General features: G+C 40.7%; 14 protein-coding genes. 5 read left to right on the top strand and 9 right to left on the bottom strand.

The window, feature by feature from the left end:
• Positions 1-57: 57 nt before the first annotated feature.
• The 3 genes from dinB to ACUW6H_RS06185 all read left to right on the top strand — a co-directional run bounded on the left by dinB (position 58) and on the right by ACUW6H_RS06185 (position 2,741).
• Positions 58-1,119: a DNA polymerase IV gene (dinB, locus tag ACUW6H_RS06195; protein ID WP_454363028.1), complete on the top strand. Its 1,062-nt coding sequence runs from the start codon at positions 58-60 to the stop codon at positions 1,117-1,119.
• A gap of 565 nt (positions 1,120-1,684) precedes the next feature.
• Positions 1,685-2,008, top strand: a complete 324-nt coding sequence (locus tag ACUW6H_RS06190) for a hypothetical protein (RefSeq protein WP_454363026.1) — start codon at positions 1,685-1,687, stop codon at positions 2,006-2,008.
• A 100-nt stretch (positions 2,009-2,108) separates the two neighbouring features.
• Entirely contained in the window at positions 2,109-2,741 is a 633-nt protein-coding gene (locus tag ACUW6H_RS06185) for a TetR/AcrR family transcriptional regulator (RefSeq protein ID WP_096408344.1), read from the top strand.
• Between the two features lie 155 nt (positions 2,742-2,896).
• Here ACUW6H_RS06185 and ACUW6H_RS06180 read toward each other — a convergent pair whose 3' ends face one another.
• Positions 2,897-3,742, bottom strand: a complete 846-nt coding sequence (locus ACUW6H_RS06180) for an undecaprenyl-diphosphate phosphatase (protein WP_096408346.1) — start codon at positions 3,740-3,742, stop codon at positions 2,897-2,899.
• Between the two features lie 59 nt (positions 3,743-3,801).
• The gene (locus tag ACUW6H_RS06175) at positions 3,802-5,697 is read right to left on the bottom strand and encodes a DUF2207 family protein (RefSeq protein ID WP_454363023.1); all 1,896 of its coding nucleotides are present in this window, start codon (positions 5,695-5,697) and stop codon (positions 3,802-3,804) included.
• A gap of 130 nt (positions 5,698-5,827) precedes the next feature.
• On the opposite strand from ACUW6H_RS06175, the gene ACUW6H_RS06170 reads away from it, so the two are divergent.
• Both ACUW6H_RS06170 and ACUW6H_RS06165 read left to right on the top strand, forming a co-directional pair.
• Positions 5,828-7,390: an ABC transporter substrate-binding protein/permease gene (locus ACUW6H_RS06170; RefSeq protein WP_454363021.1), complete on the top strand. Its 1,563-nt coding sequence runs from the start codon at positions 5,828-5,830 to the stop codon at positions 7,388-7,390.
• Entirely contained in the window at positions 7,390-8,130 is a 741-nt protein-coding gene (locus tag ACUW6H_RS06165) for an amino acid ABC transporter ATP-binding protein (protein WP_096408354.1), read from the top strand. The genes ACUW6H_RS06170 and ACUW6H_RS06165 overlap by 1 nt, the downstream gene beginning before the upstream one ends.
• Positions 8,131-8,220: 90 nt before the next feature.
• Here the strand turns inward: ACUW6H_RS06165 and ACUW6H_RS06160 are convergent, their stop codons facing one another.
• The 7 genes from ACUW6H_RS06160 to fusA all read right to left on the bottom strand — a co-directional run bounded on the left by ACUW6H_RS06160 (position 8,221) and on the right by fusA (position 16,534).
• Entirely contained in the window at positions 8,221-8,436 is a 216-nt protein-coding gene (locus ACUW6H_RS06160) for a capsule biosynthesis transcriptional regulator (protein WP_001130031.1), read from the bottom strand.
• Positions 8,437-8,542: 106 nt separating this feature from the next.
• Positions 8,543-9,439 carry an SPFH domain-containing protein gene (locus ACUW6H_RS06155; protein ID WP_000242872.1) on the bottom strand — a complete coding sequence of 299 codons (897 nt, stop codon included), beginning with the start codon at positions 9,437-9,439 and terminating at the stop codon, positions 8,543-8,545.
• Positions 9,440-9,516: 77 nt separating this feature from the next.
• Positions 9,517-10,767, bottom strand: coding sequence for a threonine ammonia-lyase IlvA (gene ilvA / locus ACUW6H_RS06150; protein WP_454363018.1), 1,251 nt, complete (start codon positions 10,765-10,767; stop codon positions 9,517-9,519).
• Between the two features lie 78 nt (positions 10,768-10,845).
• Positions 10,846-11,868, bottom strand: coding sequence for a ketol-acid reductoisomerase (gene ilvC, locus ACUW6H_RS06145; RefSeq protein ID WP_454363016.1), 1,023 nt, complete (start codon positions 11,866-11,868; stop codon positions 10,846-10,848).
• 90 nt (positions 11,869-11,958) lie between these two features.
• Positions 11,959-12,435 carry an acetolactate synthase small subunit gene (ilvN, locus tag ACUW6H_RS06140; RefSeq protein ID WP_001253812.1) on the bottom strand — a complete coding sequence of 159 codons (477 nt, stop codon included), beginning with the start codon at positions 12,433-12,435 and terminating at the stop codon, positions 11,959-11,961.
• Positions 12,428-14,128, bottom strand: a complete 1,701-nt coding sequence (locus ACUW6H_RS06135) for an acetolactate synthase large subunit (RefSeq protein ID WP_049536788.1) — start codon at positions 14,126-14,128, stop codon at positions 12,428-12,430. Before ACUW6H_RS06135 ends, ilvN begins: the two co-directional genes overlap by 8 nt.
• Positions 14,129-14,452: 324 nt before the next feature.
• Complete coding sequence (gene fusA / locus ACUW6H_RS06130; RefSeq protein WP_075565740.1) at positions 14,453-16,534, bottom strand: elongation factor G; 2,082 nt, start codon at positions 16,532-16,534, stop codon at positions 14,453-14,455.
• Positions 16,535-16,784 lie beyond the last annotated feature (250 nt).

Below are 16,784 nucleotides of genomic sequence, written 5' to 3'. Positions count from 1 at the left end.
CATTTTTTCAGAAAAAAAGGTATAATGAATAGAAAATGACGCTAGAAAGGTGCAATAATGCTCATATTTCCATTGATTAATGATCTGTCAAGAAAAATCATCCATATCGACATGGATGCCTTTTTTGCTGCGGTGGAAATACGAGACAATCCTAAATTAAAAGGAAAACCTGTCATCATTGGAAGTGACCCTAGACAAACTGGCGGTCGAGGAGTCGTTTCTACCTGTAGCTATGAGGCACGAGCTTTTGGTATTCACTCTGCCATGAGTTCTAAAGAAGCTTATGAGCGTTGCCCCCAAGCCGTCTTTATCTCCGGGAATTATGAAAAGTATAAGGCAGTTGGACTTGAGATTCGAGCTATTTTTAAACGCTACACTGATTTGATTGAACCTATGAGTATCGACGAAGCCTACTTGGATGTGACAGAAAATAAACTCGGTATCAAGTCAGCTGTTAAAATAGCTCGCCTCATCCAACAAGATATCTGGCAGGAACTGCACTTGACTGCTTCTGCTGGCGTTTCCTACAATAAATTTCTAGCTAAAATGGCTAGTGACTATCAAAAACCACATGGTTTAACAGTCATCCTCCCAGATCAGGCTGAGGATTTTCTCAAACAAATGGACATTGCTAAATTTCATGGTGTAGGTAAGAAAACAGTAGAAAAGCTTCATGAAATGGGCATTTATACTGGTGCAGACTTATTGGACGTCTCAGAAGTTACTTTAATCGATCGCTTTGGCAGACTCGGTTTTGACCTTTATAGAAAAGCTCGTGGTATTCACAATTCTCCAGTCAAGTCCAATCGCATCCGCAAATCAATCGGGAAGGAGAAAACCTATGGTAAGATTCTCCAGGATGAAGAAGATATCAAAAAAGAGCTGACTCTTCTCTCTGAAAAAGTAGCTCTCAACCTCAGTAAACAAGACAAAGCTGGAAAAATCATTATCCTAAAGATTCGTTACACCGACTTCTCCACTCTGACTAGACGAAAAAGCCTCCCACAAGCCACACAGGACGCTAGCCAAATTGCGCAAACCGCCCTTCAACTCTACGAAGAGCTAGCTGAAAAAGAAAAAGGTATCCGTTTACTAGGAATTACGGTGACAGGATTTTAAATCCTCGGAGGGGGCATTGGTTTAAATCAAATGAGGTTGGAACAAAAGTATTTCAGCCTCTTTCTGTTTTAAAAATAATTCTTAGATCGTGATAGCTAACCACTAAAACAGTCTGAGTACTATCTTAAATTGCTGACCAACATTCAGCAGACTGAATCAGTATTATTCCCCTTTTAGACTCTAATAATTCCTAATTTAAGAAAGCCTCTTCCTCTTATTCCCTCTCTCTTTTATTAGAAAACTGAATGCTTTTGGGAAATATAGTTTAGTTTTATGCCCTACCGCATTTGTTCTAGGATATATACTATAATTTTCAAATAATATTTCCACACATATACTTGGACTACAATATTTTTTGACAATTTATTAATGAAAAGGGGCAGTTGGTTTTAATTAAGTATTAACTCCAACACTTAAAACTAAAAATGTGAGATAGATTTCAAATAGTTTCTAGTAAAAAAACTTTTTATCATAAGTGGTAGATGTTGACACCTTCATTTTTATTTGTTAAACTAGAAAATATAAAAAATACCTTCTGGTCGGTTTTTAAAAGAGAGGACTTAACATGAAAAAAACTATGCTAGAAAAAACAATCGATTCTATTGAAAAACAAAATCAACGAGTACGTCAACAACAAATACGTCATAACGAAGCCATTAAAAAGCAAATAATGCAGCAAAAAGAACAGTTTTATCGATTAACACAAGGAGAGAGCGGTATCCGACATTCTCGTTTGGGAGTGAAATGTGGGTATGCTACAATTACTGGCGGGATCATCACTACTTTGTTTAGTCCTTGGAATGGTTTAGGAATAATGACCATCGGTGGGATTACAGTTCTCTCAAACTTGTATCACATCAAACGCATAGAAGCAAAATTAAAAAAGTAGAGTGGTTTTCTTAAGAATGAGACTTGTTAGACTGCTCAAATATTACCTTTTCTTCTTTTTTTGATAAAATAAATCTAATATAACAGAGAGAAGGAACCCAATGGTCGCAAAAACAGAAAAATCTCAAGCAATGATTGAAAAAATTTTATCAACGGCTACACAGCTTTTTATTCACAACGGCTATGAAAAAACAAGTGTACAAAATATAGCGCAAACAGCTAGTATTTCAAAAGGAGCTATTTATCACCATTTTCAATCAAAAGATGAAATTTTTTTTGCAGTTTTAAAACAGCGTTATCAATTGATGGAAAAGGAATTGCTAGACTGGCTTGAATCCACCAGTCATTTAACTGGAAGAGAACAGCTCAAAGAAATCTTTCAGTTTTGTTTAAAAAGTCAGAAAACTAACTACGAAATGTTGAATCACGCGCCTCTTGATGCAGAGTTCATGCTGACTATTATCCGTTACAATCTGCGTATAGGAACTCCCCTTATTGCAGATATTATAAAAAAAGGAATAGAAGATCAGTCCATTCAACCCATCCCCTTCCCTAATGAAGCGGCCGAGACAATCTTGCTTTTGACTAACTTTTGGGTAGAAGGAAGTATTTTTGAAAATTCTTCCGAAAAAATTGTCGATCGGATCTATTTTTTACAATTTATGCTTCAATCCATCGGACTGGATATTTTTGATGAATCTTTGATCCAAGAAATTTTAAGTCAATCAAATTAAATACAATCTTTTCGTTTACTTTTAAAACCGTAGACAAACGTCGGGCAAGGCGACATAATAAGGTAATATAAAATAAACTAAACGATTATAAAAAATAGGATAGTTCCCCAAATGTTTTTTTTTGGCGAACTATCCTATTTTATTCTATTTTCAACTTATACAAACAAACGCACAAAACTATAGAGCAACAAGACACTACCGAGTACAATACGGTATTTCCCAAAGAGTGTAAAGTCGTGCTTCTTCACATAGCTGGTCAAGAAACGAATAGCAACCATGCTGACCGCAAAGGCTACTCCCATAGCAACCAAGAGCAAGAATAGTTGACCAAAACTCAAAAGTTGACCTGCTTTAATAAATTTGAAAATCTTTAAAGCACTGGCTCCGAACATAACAGGAATTCCGAGATAGAAGGTAAACTCTGTTACGACAGAGCGACTTGTTCCATTCAACAAACCACCGACGATAGTGGCTCCAGAACGGCTTGTCCCTGGGAAAAGGGCAAGGACTTGGAAGAGTCCAATGTAAAGAGCTGTTTTATAAGGCAACTTGTCTAACTCTGTTACTGTTGGTTCAATAGCTTGCGCCTTATTTCGTTTTTCAAGATAGATAAAGGCAACCCCAAAGATAATCAACATGATTGCAACTGAAACCATGTTATGGAAGTTGGCATCAAACCAATCATCTAGTTTAAAGACCAATAGCAAAGGCAAGGTCGCAACGAAAACTTTTGACCATAATTGCCAAGTTCGACGAACTTCGACCTTGGTTTTACCAGGTTTGAAAGGATTGAGCTTGTTAAAGTAGATTACCACAACTGCTAAAATAGCACCGAGCTGAATGACAACATTAAACATGGACATGAAGGCTTCATTTTGGTCTTTAAACTGGATAAACTCTTGCGCTAGGATTAAGTGACCAGTACTTGAAATTGGCAACCATTCTGTAATTCCTTCAACAATCCCAAAAAAGATTGACTTCAAAATTTCAATAAAATACATACATTACTCCTTTTTCTGTCCTCTATTATAGCATAATTTCGGATCTTGCGATAGATTTTTTAGAAGGCGCCGATACTACCACCACCTCCGCCTCCAGAGAATCCGCCACCAGACGAACCACTTCCAGAAGATACCGAGTAGTTGCTAGCTGTATTAGCGACAGCTGTGTATTGATTGATTTGTGCAGTTGAGGCATGAAACTGTGCGTGCCAACCATAGGCTATATATAGATTCAAATCTGGATTTTCTAGTTGAATATGACGTACTTTCATTAACTTGCTCACCTTCTTGGCATAACCAAAGAGAGTCGCATAGACCAGTAGACGATTCCAAACAACGATACTCTCCAGCTCTGCCTGATCCAGATGAGCAATATCACGAAGCATATTTTCAAAACTCGTCCAAAGATAGAAAATCTCCGCCCCTTCTTCTGTTAGAACTCCATCACGATAAGCTCCTCGCATCGCAAAATGAACCCAGAAACTGGTCCCTAATCCTGTCAAACCTAAGATTAGAAACGGAACTGAAAAGAAGCCATGTGTTTGCCAGCTATAGTAAAAGAAAAGCAATCCACCTAGAGCCGTTATGGCTGAACAAACTCGCATCCCGAGAGCAAGACGGCGTTCCTCACTTGTCAAGGGACGATAGTAGCTTGGGATACGAAGTACATGAACCTTATCCTTGACACAAGACTGAATGCGTTGAAGTCTTCCTTCAAAGGAGCGTTTGAGGCGCAATCCTGTTTCTCGGATATGTTTTTCATCTGACTCTTTGGCACCACGGTATAGGGATGATGAAACTTGGTAATCAGGGAATAAATCTGAAATAGCCAGTTCCTTCTTATTCGACAAGGTCATGCGCAGGCATTCCTTCTCAAAATTGGACAAACCTTTTTCACTGATAATGCGCACATAAGGTTCCTCATCACCTTGGAAAATAGATAAATGACCTCGATCTACTAAATCCAACAAGGTTGCCTGAATCAAACGTTCAAAAGTAAATTTACCAAAACCCGATTTGTTTAGGGGATTGACTTCCTCTAAGGAAGTTGAATACACTGCTTCTGCTAGAACCATTGGAGGCAAATCCATCGGCGGTTCATAAAGCCTGTGGTCTTTTGGAAAGACCTTTTTAATGGTCGTACTTTGACGAAACATTCTATAAAAGATCGGAATTGGAAGTAAGAGACTCATAAAAATGACCGGGAAGACCCATTTCATCATTATCTCACTTTGCGCTTTTTCTGTCGCTATATTGCTTTCAATTCGATTAAAATCCGTTAAACGTTCTTCCTCTAATCCTTGATCTGGAGCTCCTGCAAAAGCACTTCTCGGCCAGTAAGCATGTAGTTCAATCTGTCGTTTTTTAGGAAGGTCTTTCATCTTGACATGATAGAGATTATTAACTTTTTCAACACTAGAGTCCCTCAGGAGTTGGCCTGCATGAAAATAGAGTTTCTCCGCTGGAGTATCAGAGCTGACCTTGAACTCAATCTCTTTGATGTCTCCAGTACTATCTGTCAAGGGTTGCCAATTTAGCTCTGCGATATCCTTATATAAGAAGAGAAGGTTTGATAGTTTCCAGGTAACCGTCACCCGAACCGTATCCCCAGCATAGCCAGCATTGTAAATTTTTACCTTATAGCCATCCTCTTCCTCCATAGTATAGTAGGAAATATCTTGAACAATTTTTCCATTTTTAGAGACCTGGACGGTCGGGTCAGGATCAATAGCAAATCCTTCTGGCATTTTCCCAGCTTTGCCGAGTCCAACTAACTGACCATTATAATCATCACCAAAGCGGTAGGTGATTGTTTCCTTAAAAATTGCTGTATTATCTGCATGAATATTCAAATCACCCTGGTAGGATAAGACATCAAAGTCTACCGCAAAAACCAAACTTGGAATAAATAATAAACAAGTAAGAATCAGAGTCAGTAGCCATCTTTTCTTCATAACAATTTCCCTTTCAATCTTTTCCCTATTATATCATTTTTTATAAGTAAAGGCTTACTTGTATTGAAAATATCACTATTTTTAGATACAATAGAGAGAAGTCATTTTTAGACTAGAAATAGGAGAAAACATGAAAAAATTATGCTTATCTGTGCTTGCTAGCCTAGCCCTCACACTGGGACTAGTTAGCCAGGTCCAAGCCGATGAATATCTACGCATCGGGATGGAGGCAGCTTACGCCCCTTTCAACTGGACCCAAGACGACGATAGTAACGGCGCCGTCAAAATCGACGGTACCAACCAATATGCCAACGGCTACGATGTCCAAATCGCTAAAAAGATTGCCAAAGACTTAGGCAAGGAACCTTTGGTTGTGAAAACCAAATGGGAAGGACTTGTTCCAGCCCTTACTTCTGGCAAAATCGATATGATTATTGCAGGTATGAGCCCAACTGCTGAACGCAAACAAGAAATTGCTTTTTCAAGCAGTTACTATACCAGTGAACCGGTTCTATTGGTCAAAAAGGACTCTGCCTATGCGAATGCCAAATCTTTAAACGACTTTAGTGGAGCAAAAATCACGTCCCAACAAGGTGTTTACCTCTATGATTTGATTTCCCAAATCCCTGGCGCCAAGAAAGAAACAGCCATGGGTGACTTTGCTCAGATGCGCCAAGCACTTGAAGCAGGTGTTATCGATGCTTATGTTTCAGAACGTCCTGAAGCCCTGACCGCTGAATCTGCCAACTCAAAATTTAAGATGGTCCAACTTGACAAGGGCTTTGAAACAGGAGAAGAAGACACTGCTATTGCCATTGGTCTTCGCAAAGACGATAGTCGCATTAGTCAAATCAATGCCAGCATCGAAACCATTTCTAAGGAAGAACAAGTAGCTCTCATGGATCGGATGATCAAAGAGCAACCAGTAGAGGCGACAACAACGGAGGAAGACAGTAGTTTCTTTAACCAAGTCGTTAAGATCCTTTCTGAAAACTGGCAACAACTCCTGCGCGGCGCTGGTATCACACTCTTAATCTCCATTATCGGGACTGTTACAGGGCTCATTATCGGGCTTGCAATCGGAGTCTTCCGTACAGCACCTCTATCTGAAAACAAGGCCATCTATGGCTTGCAAAAGATACTTGGCTGGATCCTCAATGTCTATATCGAGATCTTCCGTGGTACACCGATGATTGTTCAATCTATGGTTATCTACTACGGTACAGCGCAAGCCTTCGGCATCAATCTCGATCGTACACTTGCAGCCATCTTCATCGTTTCAATCAACACGGGTGCCTACATGACAGAAATCGTCCGTGGAGGTATCCTAGCAGTTGACAAGGGACAATTTGAAGCCGCAACTGCTCTTGGTATGACCCATAATCAGACCATGCGCAAGGTTGTCCTACCCCAGGTCGTTCGCAACATCTTACCTGCTACTGGTAATGAGTTTGTCATCAATATCAAAGATACCTCTGTACTGAATGTTATCTCTGTGGTAGAACTCTACTTCTCTGGTAATACTGTGGCCACCCAAACGTATCAATACTTCCAGACATTTACAATCATTGCCGTGATTTACTTTGTCCTCACCTTCACAGTGACCCGTATTCTACGCTTCATCGAAAGACGTATGGACATGGATACCTACACTACAGGTGCTAATCAAATGCAAACGGAGGACTTGAAATAATGACTCAACCCATTCTTGAAATTAAACACCTCAAAAAATCCTATGGACAAAACGAAGTCTTAAAAGACATCTCTCTATCAGTCCACAAAGGAGAGGTTATCTCCATCATCGGGAGCTCAGGAAGCGGAAAATCAACCTTCCTACGTTCGATCAATCTACTTGAAACACCTACTGAGGGGGAAATTCTCTACCGAGGAGAAAACGTCCTTGCAAAAGGCTATGACCTTACTCACTATCGTGAAAAACTCGGTATGGTTTTTCAATCCTTCAACCTCTTTGAAAACCTCGATGTTCTCGAAAACACTATTGTCGCCCAAACGACTGTCCTTAAAAGAGAACGCTCTGAAGCTGAAAAAATTGCCAAAGAAAATCTTGAAAAAGTTGGCATGGGTGAACGCTATTGGCAAGCCAAACCAAAACAACTCTCTGGAGGCCAGAAGCAACGTGTAGCCATCGCCCGTGCCCTCTCCATGAATCCTGATGCCATCCTCTTTGATGAGCCAACATCTGCTCTGGATCCAGAAATGGTCGGTGAAGTCCTTAAAATCATGCAAGACCTGGCTCAGGAAGGATTGACCATGATTGTCGTAACCCACGAAATGGAGTTCGCCCGCGATGTCTCTCACCGTGTCATCTTTATGGATAAGGGCGTCATTGCTGAAGAAGGCAAGCCAGAAGACCTCTTCACGAACCCTAAAGAAGAACGGACGCGAGAGTTTCTTCAGCGCTATCTCAAATAAGATAAAAGACTGCATAAAGAATGCAGTCTTTTTTAGTAATTAGGAAAAAGAAAGACAGATCCGCTTTAAGAATCTGCCTGTAAGCGTGGTTTAATCTTCAAATTTTTCATGATTTTTTTCATAGAAATCAATTAAACCTAGGGCTGTTTCAAATGAAATATTTTTAACTTTTGCGCGACCTTGTGCTAGAGCAATGATAGACATTTCACGAGCGTTGGTTTCCTTAGAGATACGGTAGCCTGTGATTTTCTTATCACGAACCCAGCCAACAACTGCTTCTACTTTTTCAAAGTTTGACTTAGCCATGTTCTTCTCCTAAATTATTCTTTACAATACTTAATTGTATACGTTTTTATTTTGTTTGTCAATAAAAAAACATATATTCGTCCAAACTATAATATTCTGCATATTTTTATTTGGCTTTTAAAGCCGATAATATATGAGTTCTTATATCCTCAACTCCATTAGGATTCGCTGGTAGGAAGATTGTATTATTACCCTCTTTATCTGCAAAATTATTCAACGTATCTAAGTACTGGTTCGTTAATAGGATCGACATGATTTGTTCTTCAGTTAGTTCGACATTGGCTCCTTTTAACTCTTGGATAGAATCAGCAAGTCCGTCAACAATCGCTTTACGCTGCTCTGCAATCCCTACCCCATGTAGGCGATCTTTTTCTGCTTCTGCTTCTGCTGCGGTCACGATCTTAATCTTATCTGCTTCAGCAAGTTCTTGCGCTGCAACTCTTTTACGTTGTGCTGCATTGATTTCATTCATTGATTGTTTTACTTCGGCATCAGGTTCAACCTTAGTAATCAGCGTTTTGACAATGATATACCCATATGTAGACATTTCTTCTGCTACTTGTTTTTGAACTTCTAATGCAATTTCATCTTTCTTCTCAAATAACTCATCTAAAGTTAACTTAGGTACAGATGAACGTAAAGCATCTTCTATATAGGATTTAATCTGAGCTTCTGGACGCATCAATTTATAATAAGCATCCGTAACGTTGTTTTCATTAACTCGATATTGAGTAGCCACATTCATCGTCACAAATACATTATCCTGCGTCTTAGTTTCTACAACGATTTCACTTTGCAACAATCGTAGTTGGACTCTAGCCGCAATCCTATCAATTCCAAAAGGAGCTCGTACATGAATACCACTATTACTCAACTTTTGGTATTTACCAAAGCGTTCAATAATAGCGACAGATTGTTGCCGTACTACATATACAGAACTAATTACAATCGCTGATACTATCAGCACTAGAAAAAATAGAACAAGTAAAACATGTAAAACCATGGGAATCTCCCCCTTTCATCACCCTCATTATAGCACCATCATATTAATTACGCAAATAATATGATAATAATTTTATTTTACACTAACATATTATACAAAGTCTCATTCCCATTCAAATTAATATAAGATGGGTCAAACTTTTCCATCCGACGAATCAAGCCATTATAATCATGCTTATCCGCAAGAGCAATCCCGATCAAGACTGGCCCTGTCCCCTTGCTGGCTCGTTTGATATACTCAAAACGAGTAATATCATCATGCGGCCCCAAGATATCATTTACAAACTCTCGGAGAGCCCCTGGACGTTGTGGGAAATTGACTACAAAGTAATGCTTGATACCATCATAAATCAAGGCACGCTCTTCCATTTCCGGCATACGGTTAATATCGTTATTGCCTCCAGAAATGATGCAGCAGATTGTTTTGCCTTTGATATAGTCCGATAGAACTTCCAAGGCTGCAACACTGGCAGCTCCAGCCGGTTCGGCGACAATCCCTTGCTTGGAATAAAGATCAATCAAGGTCTCAGAAATCAAGCCTTCATCCACTCCTATAAGAGTTTCAACATTCTGACGTGTCGCTTCATAGGTCAACTGTCCAACTTTCTGTACAGCTATACCATCAGCAAACTTGTCGATTTCTTTTAATTTAACTGGCTCTCCAGCTTCAAAAGCAGCCTTCATCGAACGGGCTCCATTGGCTTCAACACCAATGACTTCCATTTCCGGATTTGTTTCCTTGATATAGGTAGAAACTCCCGCAATCAGACCTCCACCACCGACTGGAACGAGAACAGTGTCAAAGTCGATTGACTCTTTCCGAGCATCTTCTAAAATTTCATAGGCAACTGTTCCTTGTCCTGCCTGAACGTGGATGTCATCAAAAGGATCAATAAAGGTTCTATTTTCTGAAACAGTGAACTCTTGGGCTGCCTTAGCCGAAGCGTCGAAAGTATCTCCGACCAATTTGATCGTCACATAGTCACCTCCAAAGAAGCGAACTTGCCCAATCTTTTGTTGAGGCGTTGTGATGGGCATAAAAATTGTCGCAGGAATTTTCATCTCGTTACAAGTGTATGCGACACCTTGAGCGTGATTCCCCGCCGATGCACAGATCACACCACGCCCACGTTCTTCTTTTGTCAACTGTGAAATGGCATAATAAGCTCCACGAATTTTAAAAGAGCGAACTCGTTGCGCATTTTCCTTTTTCAGATAGATCTTAGCTCCATACTTTTCTGATAAATAATGATCATATTCCAGTGGTGTATTCACTACTACACCACTTAAAACTTTGTGGGCTTTCACCACATCTTTTGCACTTAGCATGTCTCCTCCTCAAATACTTTACAAGGTAAAAAGCGAGTCAGGTACCCCCCAACTCGCCTTCTGTCTTTATTCTAAGAATTAGTTATAGATTTTGAAAGCATCATCATCGTTTTTACCAACGAATGGCATTGCTTTACGTAGTTCTACACCAACTTTTTCAATTTCAAGATCTGCAGCTTGCTCACGGTAAGCAGTCAATTTTGGACGACCAGCCTTGTAGTCATTGACAAAGTCATTGGCAAACTTGCCATTTTGAATATCTGCAAGAACAGCCTTCATGTTTTCTTTGACTTGGTCAGTAATGACACGTGGGCCTGATACGTAGTCACCAAACTCCGCAGTGTTTGAGATAGATTGACGCATTTTCTTAAATCCACCCTCATAGATCAAATCAACGATGAGTTTCATTTCGTGAAGAACTTCAAAGTAAGCCAATTCTGGTGCATAGCCAGCTTCTGTCAAGACTTCGAAACCAGCTTCCATCAAAGCAGTCAAACCACCGCAAAGAACCGCTTGTTCACCAAATAGATCTTCTTCTGTTTCTTCCTTGAAGCTTGTTTCAAGAAGACCAACGCGTGCTGAACCAACACCCTTAGCCCAGTCCATAGCGATATTTTTGGCATTTCCAGTAGCATCTTGGTAAACTGCGTAAAGGGCTGGAACACCGAATCCTTCTTCAAAGGTACGACGTACCAAGTGACCTGGTCCCTTAGGCGCACACATAAAGACGTCTACACTTTCTGGCGCTTTGATAAATTTGAAGTGAATGTTAAAGCCATGAGCAAATCCAAGTGCGTTACCAGCTTCCAAGTTTGGAGCTACTTCTTCAGCATAAAGGTCTGCTTGGATTTCATCTGGTGCCAAAATCATGATCACATCAGCCAACTTAGTCGCTTCTGCTACTGTATAAGTGTCAAAACCGTCTTCTTTGGCTTTATCAAAAGATTTACCTGGACGCACACCGATGATCACATCGTGTCCTGTATCACGCAAGTTTTGCGCATGAGCATGACCTTGTGATCCATACCCAATTACGGCGATTTTTTTACCGTCAAGTGCTGCTACTTTTACATCTTTTTCGTATTCCATTTGTACTGCCATAGTTTTTCTCTCTTTTCTATTATTTATTGCATTTTAGACTTGTTTAACAAATTTAAGTTATTTTTTATACTCAATGAAAATCAAAGAGTATTAGTCGCGGGTAAATCCAGTTGCGCCCGTACGAGCAATATTCCTAATTCCATAAGGACGGATTACTCGCAAGAGTGCCTCGCTCTTTTCAGCATTTCCCGTCATCTGGATCGTAATCGAGCTTGGAGCCACATCCACCACCGTTGCACGGAATGGTTGAATAATAGCCAAGATTTCTGCACGCTTTTCAGCAGGCGCAGACACCTTCACCAAGATAACTTCTCTTTCCAAGTGAGGTTTATCTGTAATATCCCGAATACGAATCACATCGATCTGGCGGTTGAGCTGCTTGATGATTTGCTCGACCTCATCATGAGAAGCTACATCAATGATGATGGTAATCCGTGAAACGTTTGGATCCTCAGTCGCACCGACCGAGATACTCTCAATATTGACCTGACGGCGAGAAAGGACACCCGTAAAACGGTTGAGTACTCCTGAGCGGTTTTGTAGTCTTGCTGTTAACATTCTACGCATGGAACTTCACCCCCAACATCTCATGATTGCTCTTCCCAGCTGGTACCATTGGTAAAACCTGTTCCTTACGAGAAATATCCACCTCGATAAACATCGGCACATCCTCTAGAATGACCTCTAGATCCTTCTCTATGGTCTCTGGATTATCAAACTTGTAGTTTTTGATTCCGTAAGCTTGTGCCATTAGCTGGAAGTCAGGAAGAGTGTCAAAGACTGACTCTGAAGTTCTACCCTCATAGAAAGATTCCTGCCACTGACGAACCATTCCTAGTGAGTGGTTATTCAGCATCACGACCTTAATCGGTACCTTGTAGATGTTTAGGATGGCTAGTTCCTGGTTGGTCATTTGGAAGCCACCATCACCGACAAAAAGAACTACTTCTTTTTCCGGATTGGCAATCTTAGCTCCGATAGCTGCAGGAACTCCAAATCCCATGGTACCCAAGCCACCAGATGTGACCAATTGGCGTTCATTCTGATATGGGTAATACTGGGCTGTCCACATTTGGTGTTGGCCAACGTCAGTAACGACAATAGCATCCCCATTCGTCAACTCACCGATGCGTTCAATGACTGCCTGCGGTTGAACCACACGTTCTTTCTTATCATAAGAACGAACACGGTTCTTGTCCTTAGTAACTTTGTCAATCCACTTTTCAGTATTGTTATGAACAGTTGGTTCTGCTAGTAGCATCTGCAAGGCTTTCTTTGCGTCCCCAACCACTGGAATGTCTGCACTAATAATCTTACCAATCTCTGCTGGATCAATATCGATATGAGCAACCTTGGCATTTTTAGCAAAGGTCTTAGGATTTCCAGTCAGGCGGTCATCGAAACGGCAACCAATACTAATCATAAAGTCTGCCTCGGTCATGGCAATATTAGCTGCGAAAGAACCATGCATGCCTCCCATTCCGAGGAAGAGTGGATGGCTTGTTGCAATTGTACCTTGTCCCAAAAGACTGGTAACGACTGGAATTTGATAGCGTTCAGCAAATTCATTCAGTTCTTTAGAAGCTTCTGCATAGCTGATTCCACCACCTGCCAACAAAACAGGTTTCTTAGCCTTAGACAATTGTTTCAAGATTTTCTTGATTTGCATGTCGTTTGGTTCTATCGTCGGTTGATAACTTGGCAAATGCACTTCAGGCGAATAGATGAAGTCTGTTTCGAGGGCAGATACATCCTTAGGCAAGTCAATCACGACAGGACCTGGACGACCTGTGGTCGCGATATGGACAGCTTCCGTAATGATACGAGGAATGTCAGCTGTCTCACGAACTTGGTAATTGTACTTGGTAATGGGCATGGTAATACCGACAATATCCGCCTCCTGAAAGGCATCCTTCCCAATTCCCGCTCGAGCGACTTGTCCGGTAAAGACCAAAAGGGGAACGCTATCGCTCATGGCATCCGCAATCCCTGTAATGGCATTTGTTGCTCCTGGTCCACTTGTGACGACTGCGACACCCAACTTTCCAGTTGATTTGGCATAACCTTCAGCTTCGTGCAAACAGCCTTGCTCATGACGACCTAAAATGTGACGAATACCTTTGAAATTATAAATCGCATCATATAAAGGCAAGACAGCTCCACCAGGATAACCAAATATGGTATCAATTCCTAAATCATGGAGGGTTTCCAAAACTAGGTCCGATCCCGTCTTAGGAGCGTCTAAACTGATTTTCTCCATTGTTCCCCTTTCTCTTCTCTTAAAAAAATAGCTTGTTATTATCATACCATTTTTTCAAATATTTTCAAGGCAAAAGTATCAATTTTCTGAATTTTCTATCTAATAGTGTATTTATGAATGTTTTTATAATTTTTATTAACAATTTAAACAAAATCGGATTCTTTATTAACTTTCATTTATTAACTTTCTCTATTTTCTTAGTAAATAGACTTTCTAAAATCCTTACTAGATTTCTTTCATTTTGCAAATATAGACATACAAGATGCTTGAGAAAGGCATAAAAAAGGAAGCCAGCAAGTGACTTCCTTCTAGAGCGAGGACTGATTAGTCTTCACCTTTGTTTTTCTTAATGATTTCTTCTTGTACTGACTTAGGTACATCTTCGTAGTGGTCGAATACCATCATGAAAGTACCACGTCCTTGTGATGCAGAACGAAGAACTGTTGCGTAACCGAACATTTCAGCAAGTGGAACGTAAGCACGAACGATTTGGCTGTTACCGTGTGCTTCCATACCATCTACACGTCCACGACGAGCAGTTACGTGACCCATAACATCACCAAGGTTTTCTTCTGGAACAGTGATTGTTACAAGCATCATTGGTTCAAGGATAGCTGGTTGTGCAGTCTTAGCAGCTTCTTTAAGTGCAAGAGATGCAGCGATCTTGAAGGCAGTTTCAGATGAGTCGACATCGTGGTATGAACCATCGTAAAGCTTAGCTTTAACGTCAACCATTGGGTAACCAGCAAGAACACCGTTAGCCATAGATTCTACCAAACCTTTTTCTACCGCTGGGATAAATTCACGAGGAACGACACCACCGACGATTGCGTTTTCGAATTCGAACCCTTTACCTTCTTCGTTTGGAGTAAATTCAATCCATACATCACCGAATTGACCTTTACCACCAGACTGACGTTTGAAGAATCCACGTGCTTGAGTAGAAGCGCGGAATGTTTCACGGTAAGATACTTGAGGAGCACCTACGTTCGCTTCAACTTTGAACTCACGACGCATACGGTCAACAAGGACGTCAAGGTGAAGCTCACCCATACCAGAGATAACTGTTTCACCAGTTTCAACGTTAGTTTCAACGCGGAATGTTGGATCTTCTTCAGCCAATTTTTGAAGGGCGATACCCATCTTGTCTTGGTCTGCTTTAGATTTTGGTTCAACCATCAATTGGATAACTGGTTCTGGAACGTTGATTGACTCAAGAATGATTTTGGCTTTTTCATCTGTCAATGAGTCACCAGTTGTAGTGTCTTTCAAACCAACGGCAGCAGCGATATCACCTGAGTATACAGTGTCGATTTCTTGACGGCTGTTAGCGTGCATTTGAAGGATACGTCCGATACGTTCACGTTTACCTTTAGATGTGTTCAATACGTATGAACCTGACTGAAGAACACCTGAGTAAACACGGAAGAATGTCAAACGACCTACGAATGGGTCAGTCATGATCTTGAAGGCAAGAGCTGAAAATGGCTCTTCATCAGATGCTGGACGAGTTTCTTCTTCTTCAGTATCTGGGTTGATACCCTTGATCGCTGGGATATCAAGTGGGCTTGGAAGGTAGTCGATAACCGCATCAAGCATCAATTGAACACCTTTGTTCTTGAAGGCTGAACCACACAATACTGGGAAGAATTCAACGTTGATAGTCGCTTTACGGATACCAGCTTTCAATTCTTCGTTAGTGATTTCTTCACCTTCGAGGTATTTCATCATCAATTCTTCGTCAGTTTCAGCAACTGCTTCAACCAATTTTTCACGGTATTCTTGTGCTTGGTCAAGGTATTCAGCTGGAATATCTTCTTCAAGGATATCTGTACCAAGGTCGTTAGTATAGATTTCAGCTTTCATCTTGATCAAGTCGATGATTCCACGGAAGTCATCTTCAGCACCGATTGGCAATTGAATTGGGTGTGCATTTGCTTGAAGACGGTCATGAAGTGTGCTTACTGAGTAAAGGAAGTCAGCACCGATTTTGTCCATTTTGTTGGCAAATACGATACGTGGAACTCCGTATTCAGTTGCTTGACGCCAAACAGTTTCAGTTTGAGGCTCAACACCTGATTGTGAGTCAAGAACTGTAACCGCACCGTCCAATACACGAAGAGAACGTTGTACTTCGATTGTGAAGTCCACGTGTCCTGGTGTGTCGATGATGTTTACGCGGTGGTTGTTCCATTGAGCTGTTGTCGCAGCAGATGTGATAGTGATACCACGTTCTTGCTCTTGCTCCATCCAGTCCATTTGTGACGCACCTTCGTGAGTTTCACCGATTTTGTGGATTTTACCAGTGTAGTAAAGGATACGCTCAGTTGTAGTTGTTTTACCGGCGTCGACGTGAGCCATGATACCGATATTACGAGTTTTTTCAAGTGAAAATTCGCGTGCCATGAGGTTTTTTTCTCCTATTTTTTTAATTTCTAATCTATTATAACACGATTTTAATAAAAACGGATAGGCAGGACCTACCCGTTCTCAATGTTTATCTTGTTTTTGTTGGTTTCAACTTGTAGACAAGTTGAATTGAACTCGGGCTAGAAGCTTAAGTTAACTGATTCGAACTCGAGCGAGGGCCCGGTGCAAAAAAGATAAACTGCTTTGTGTTCACGGAACACTGCATCAGTTTCCTATTTTTGCCTTG

This window comes from Streptococcus sp. 151470009-6 (assembly GCF_053628175.1).
The sequence above is the reverse complement of the archived record's forward strand: the minus strand, read 5'-3'. Positions and strand labels throughout refer to the sequence as shown.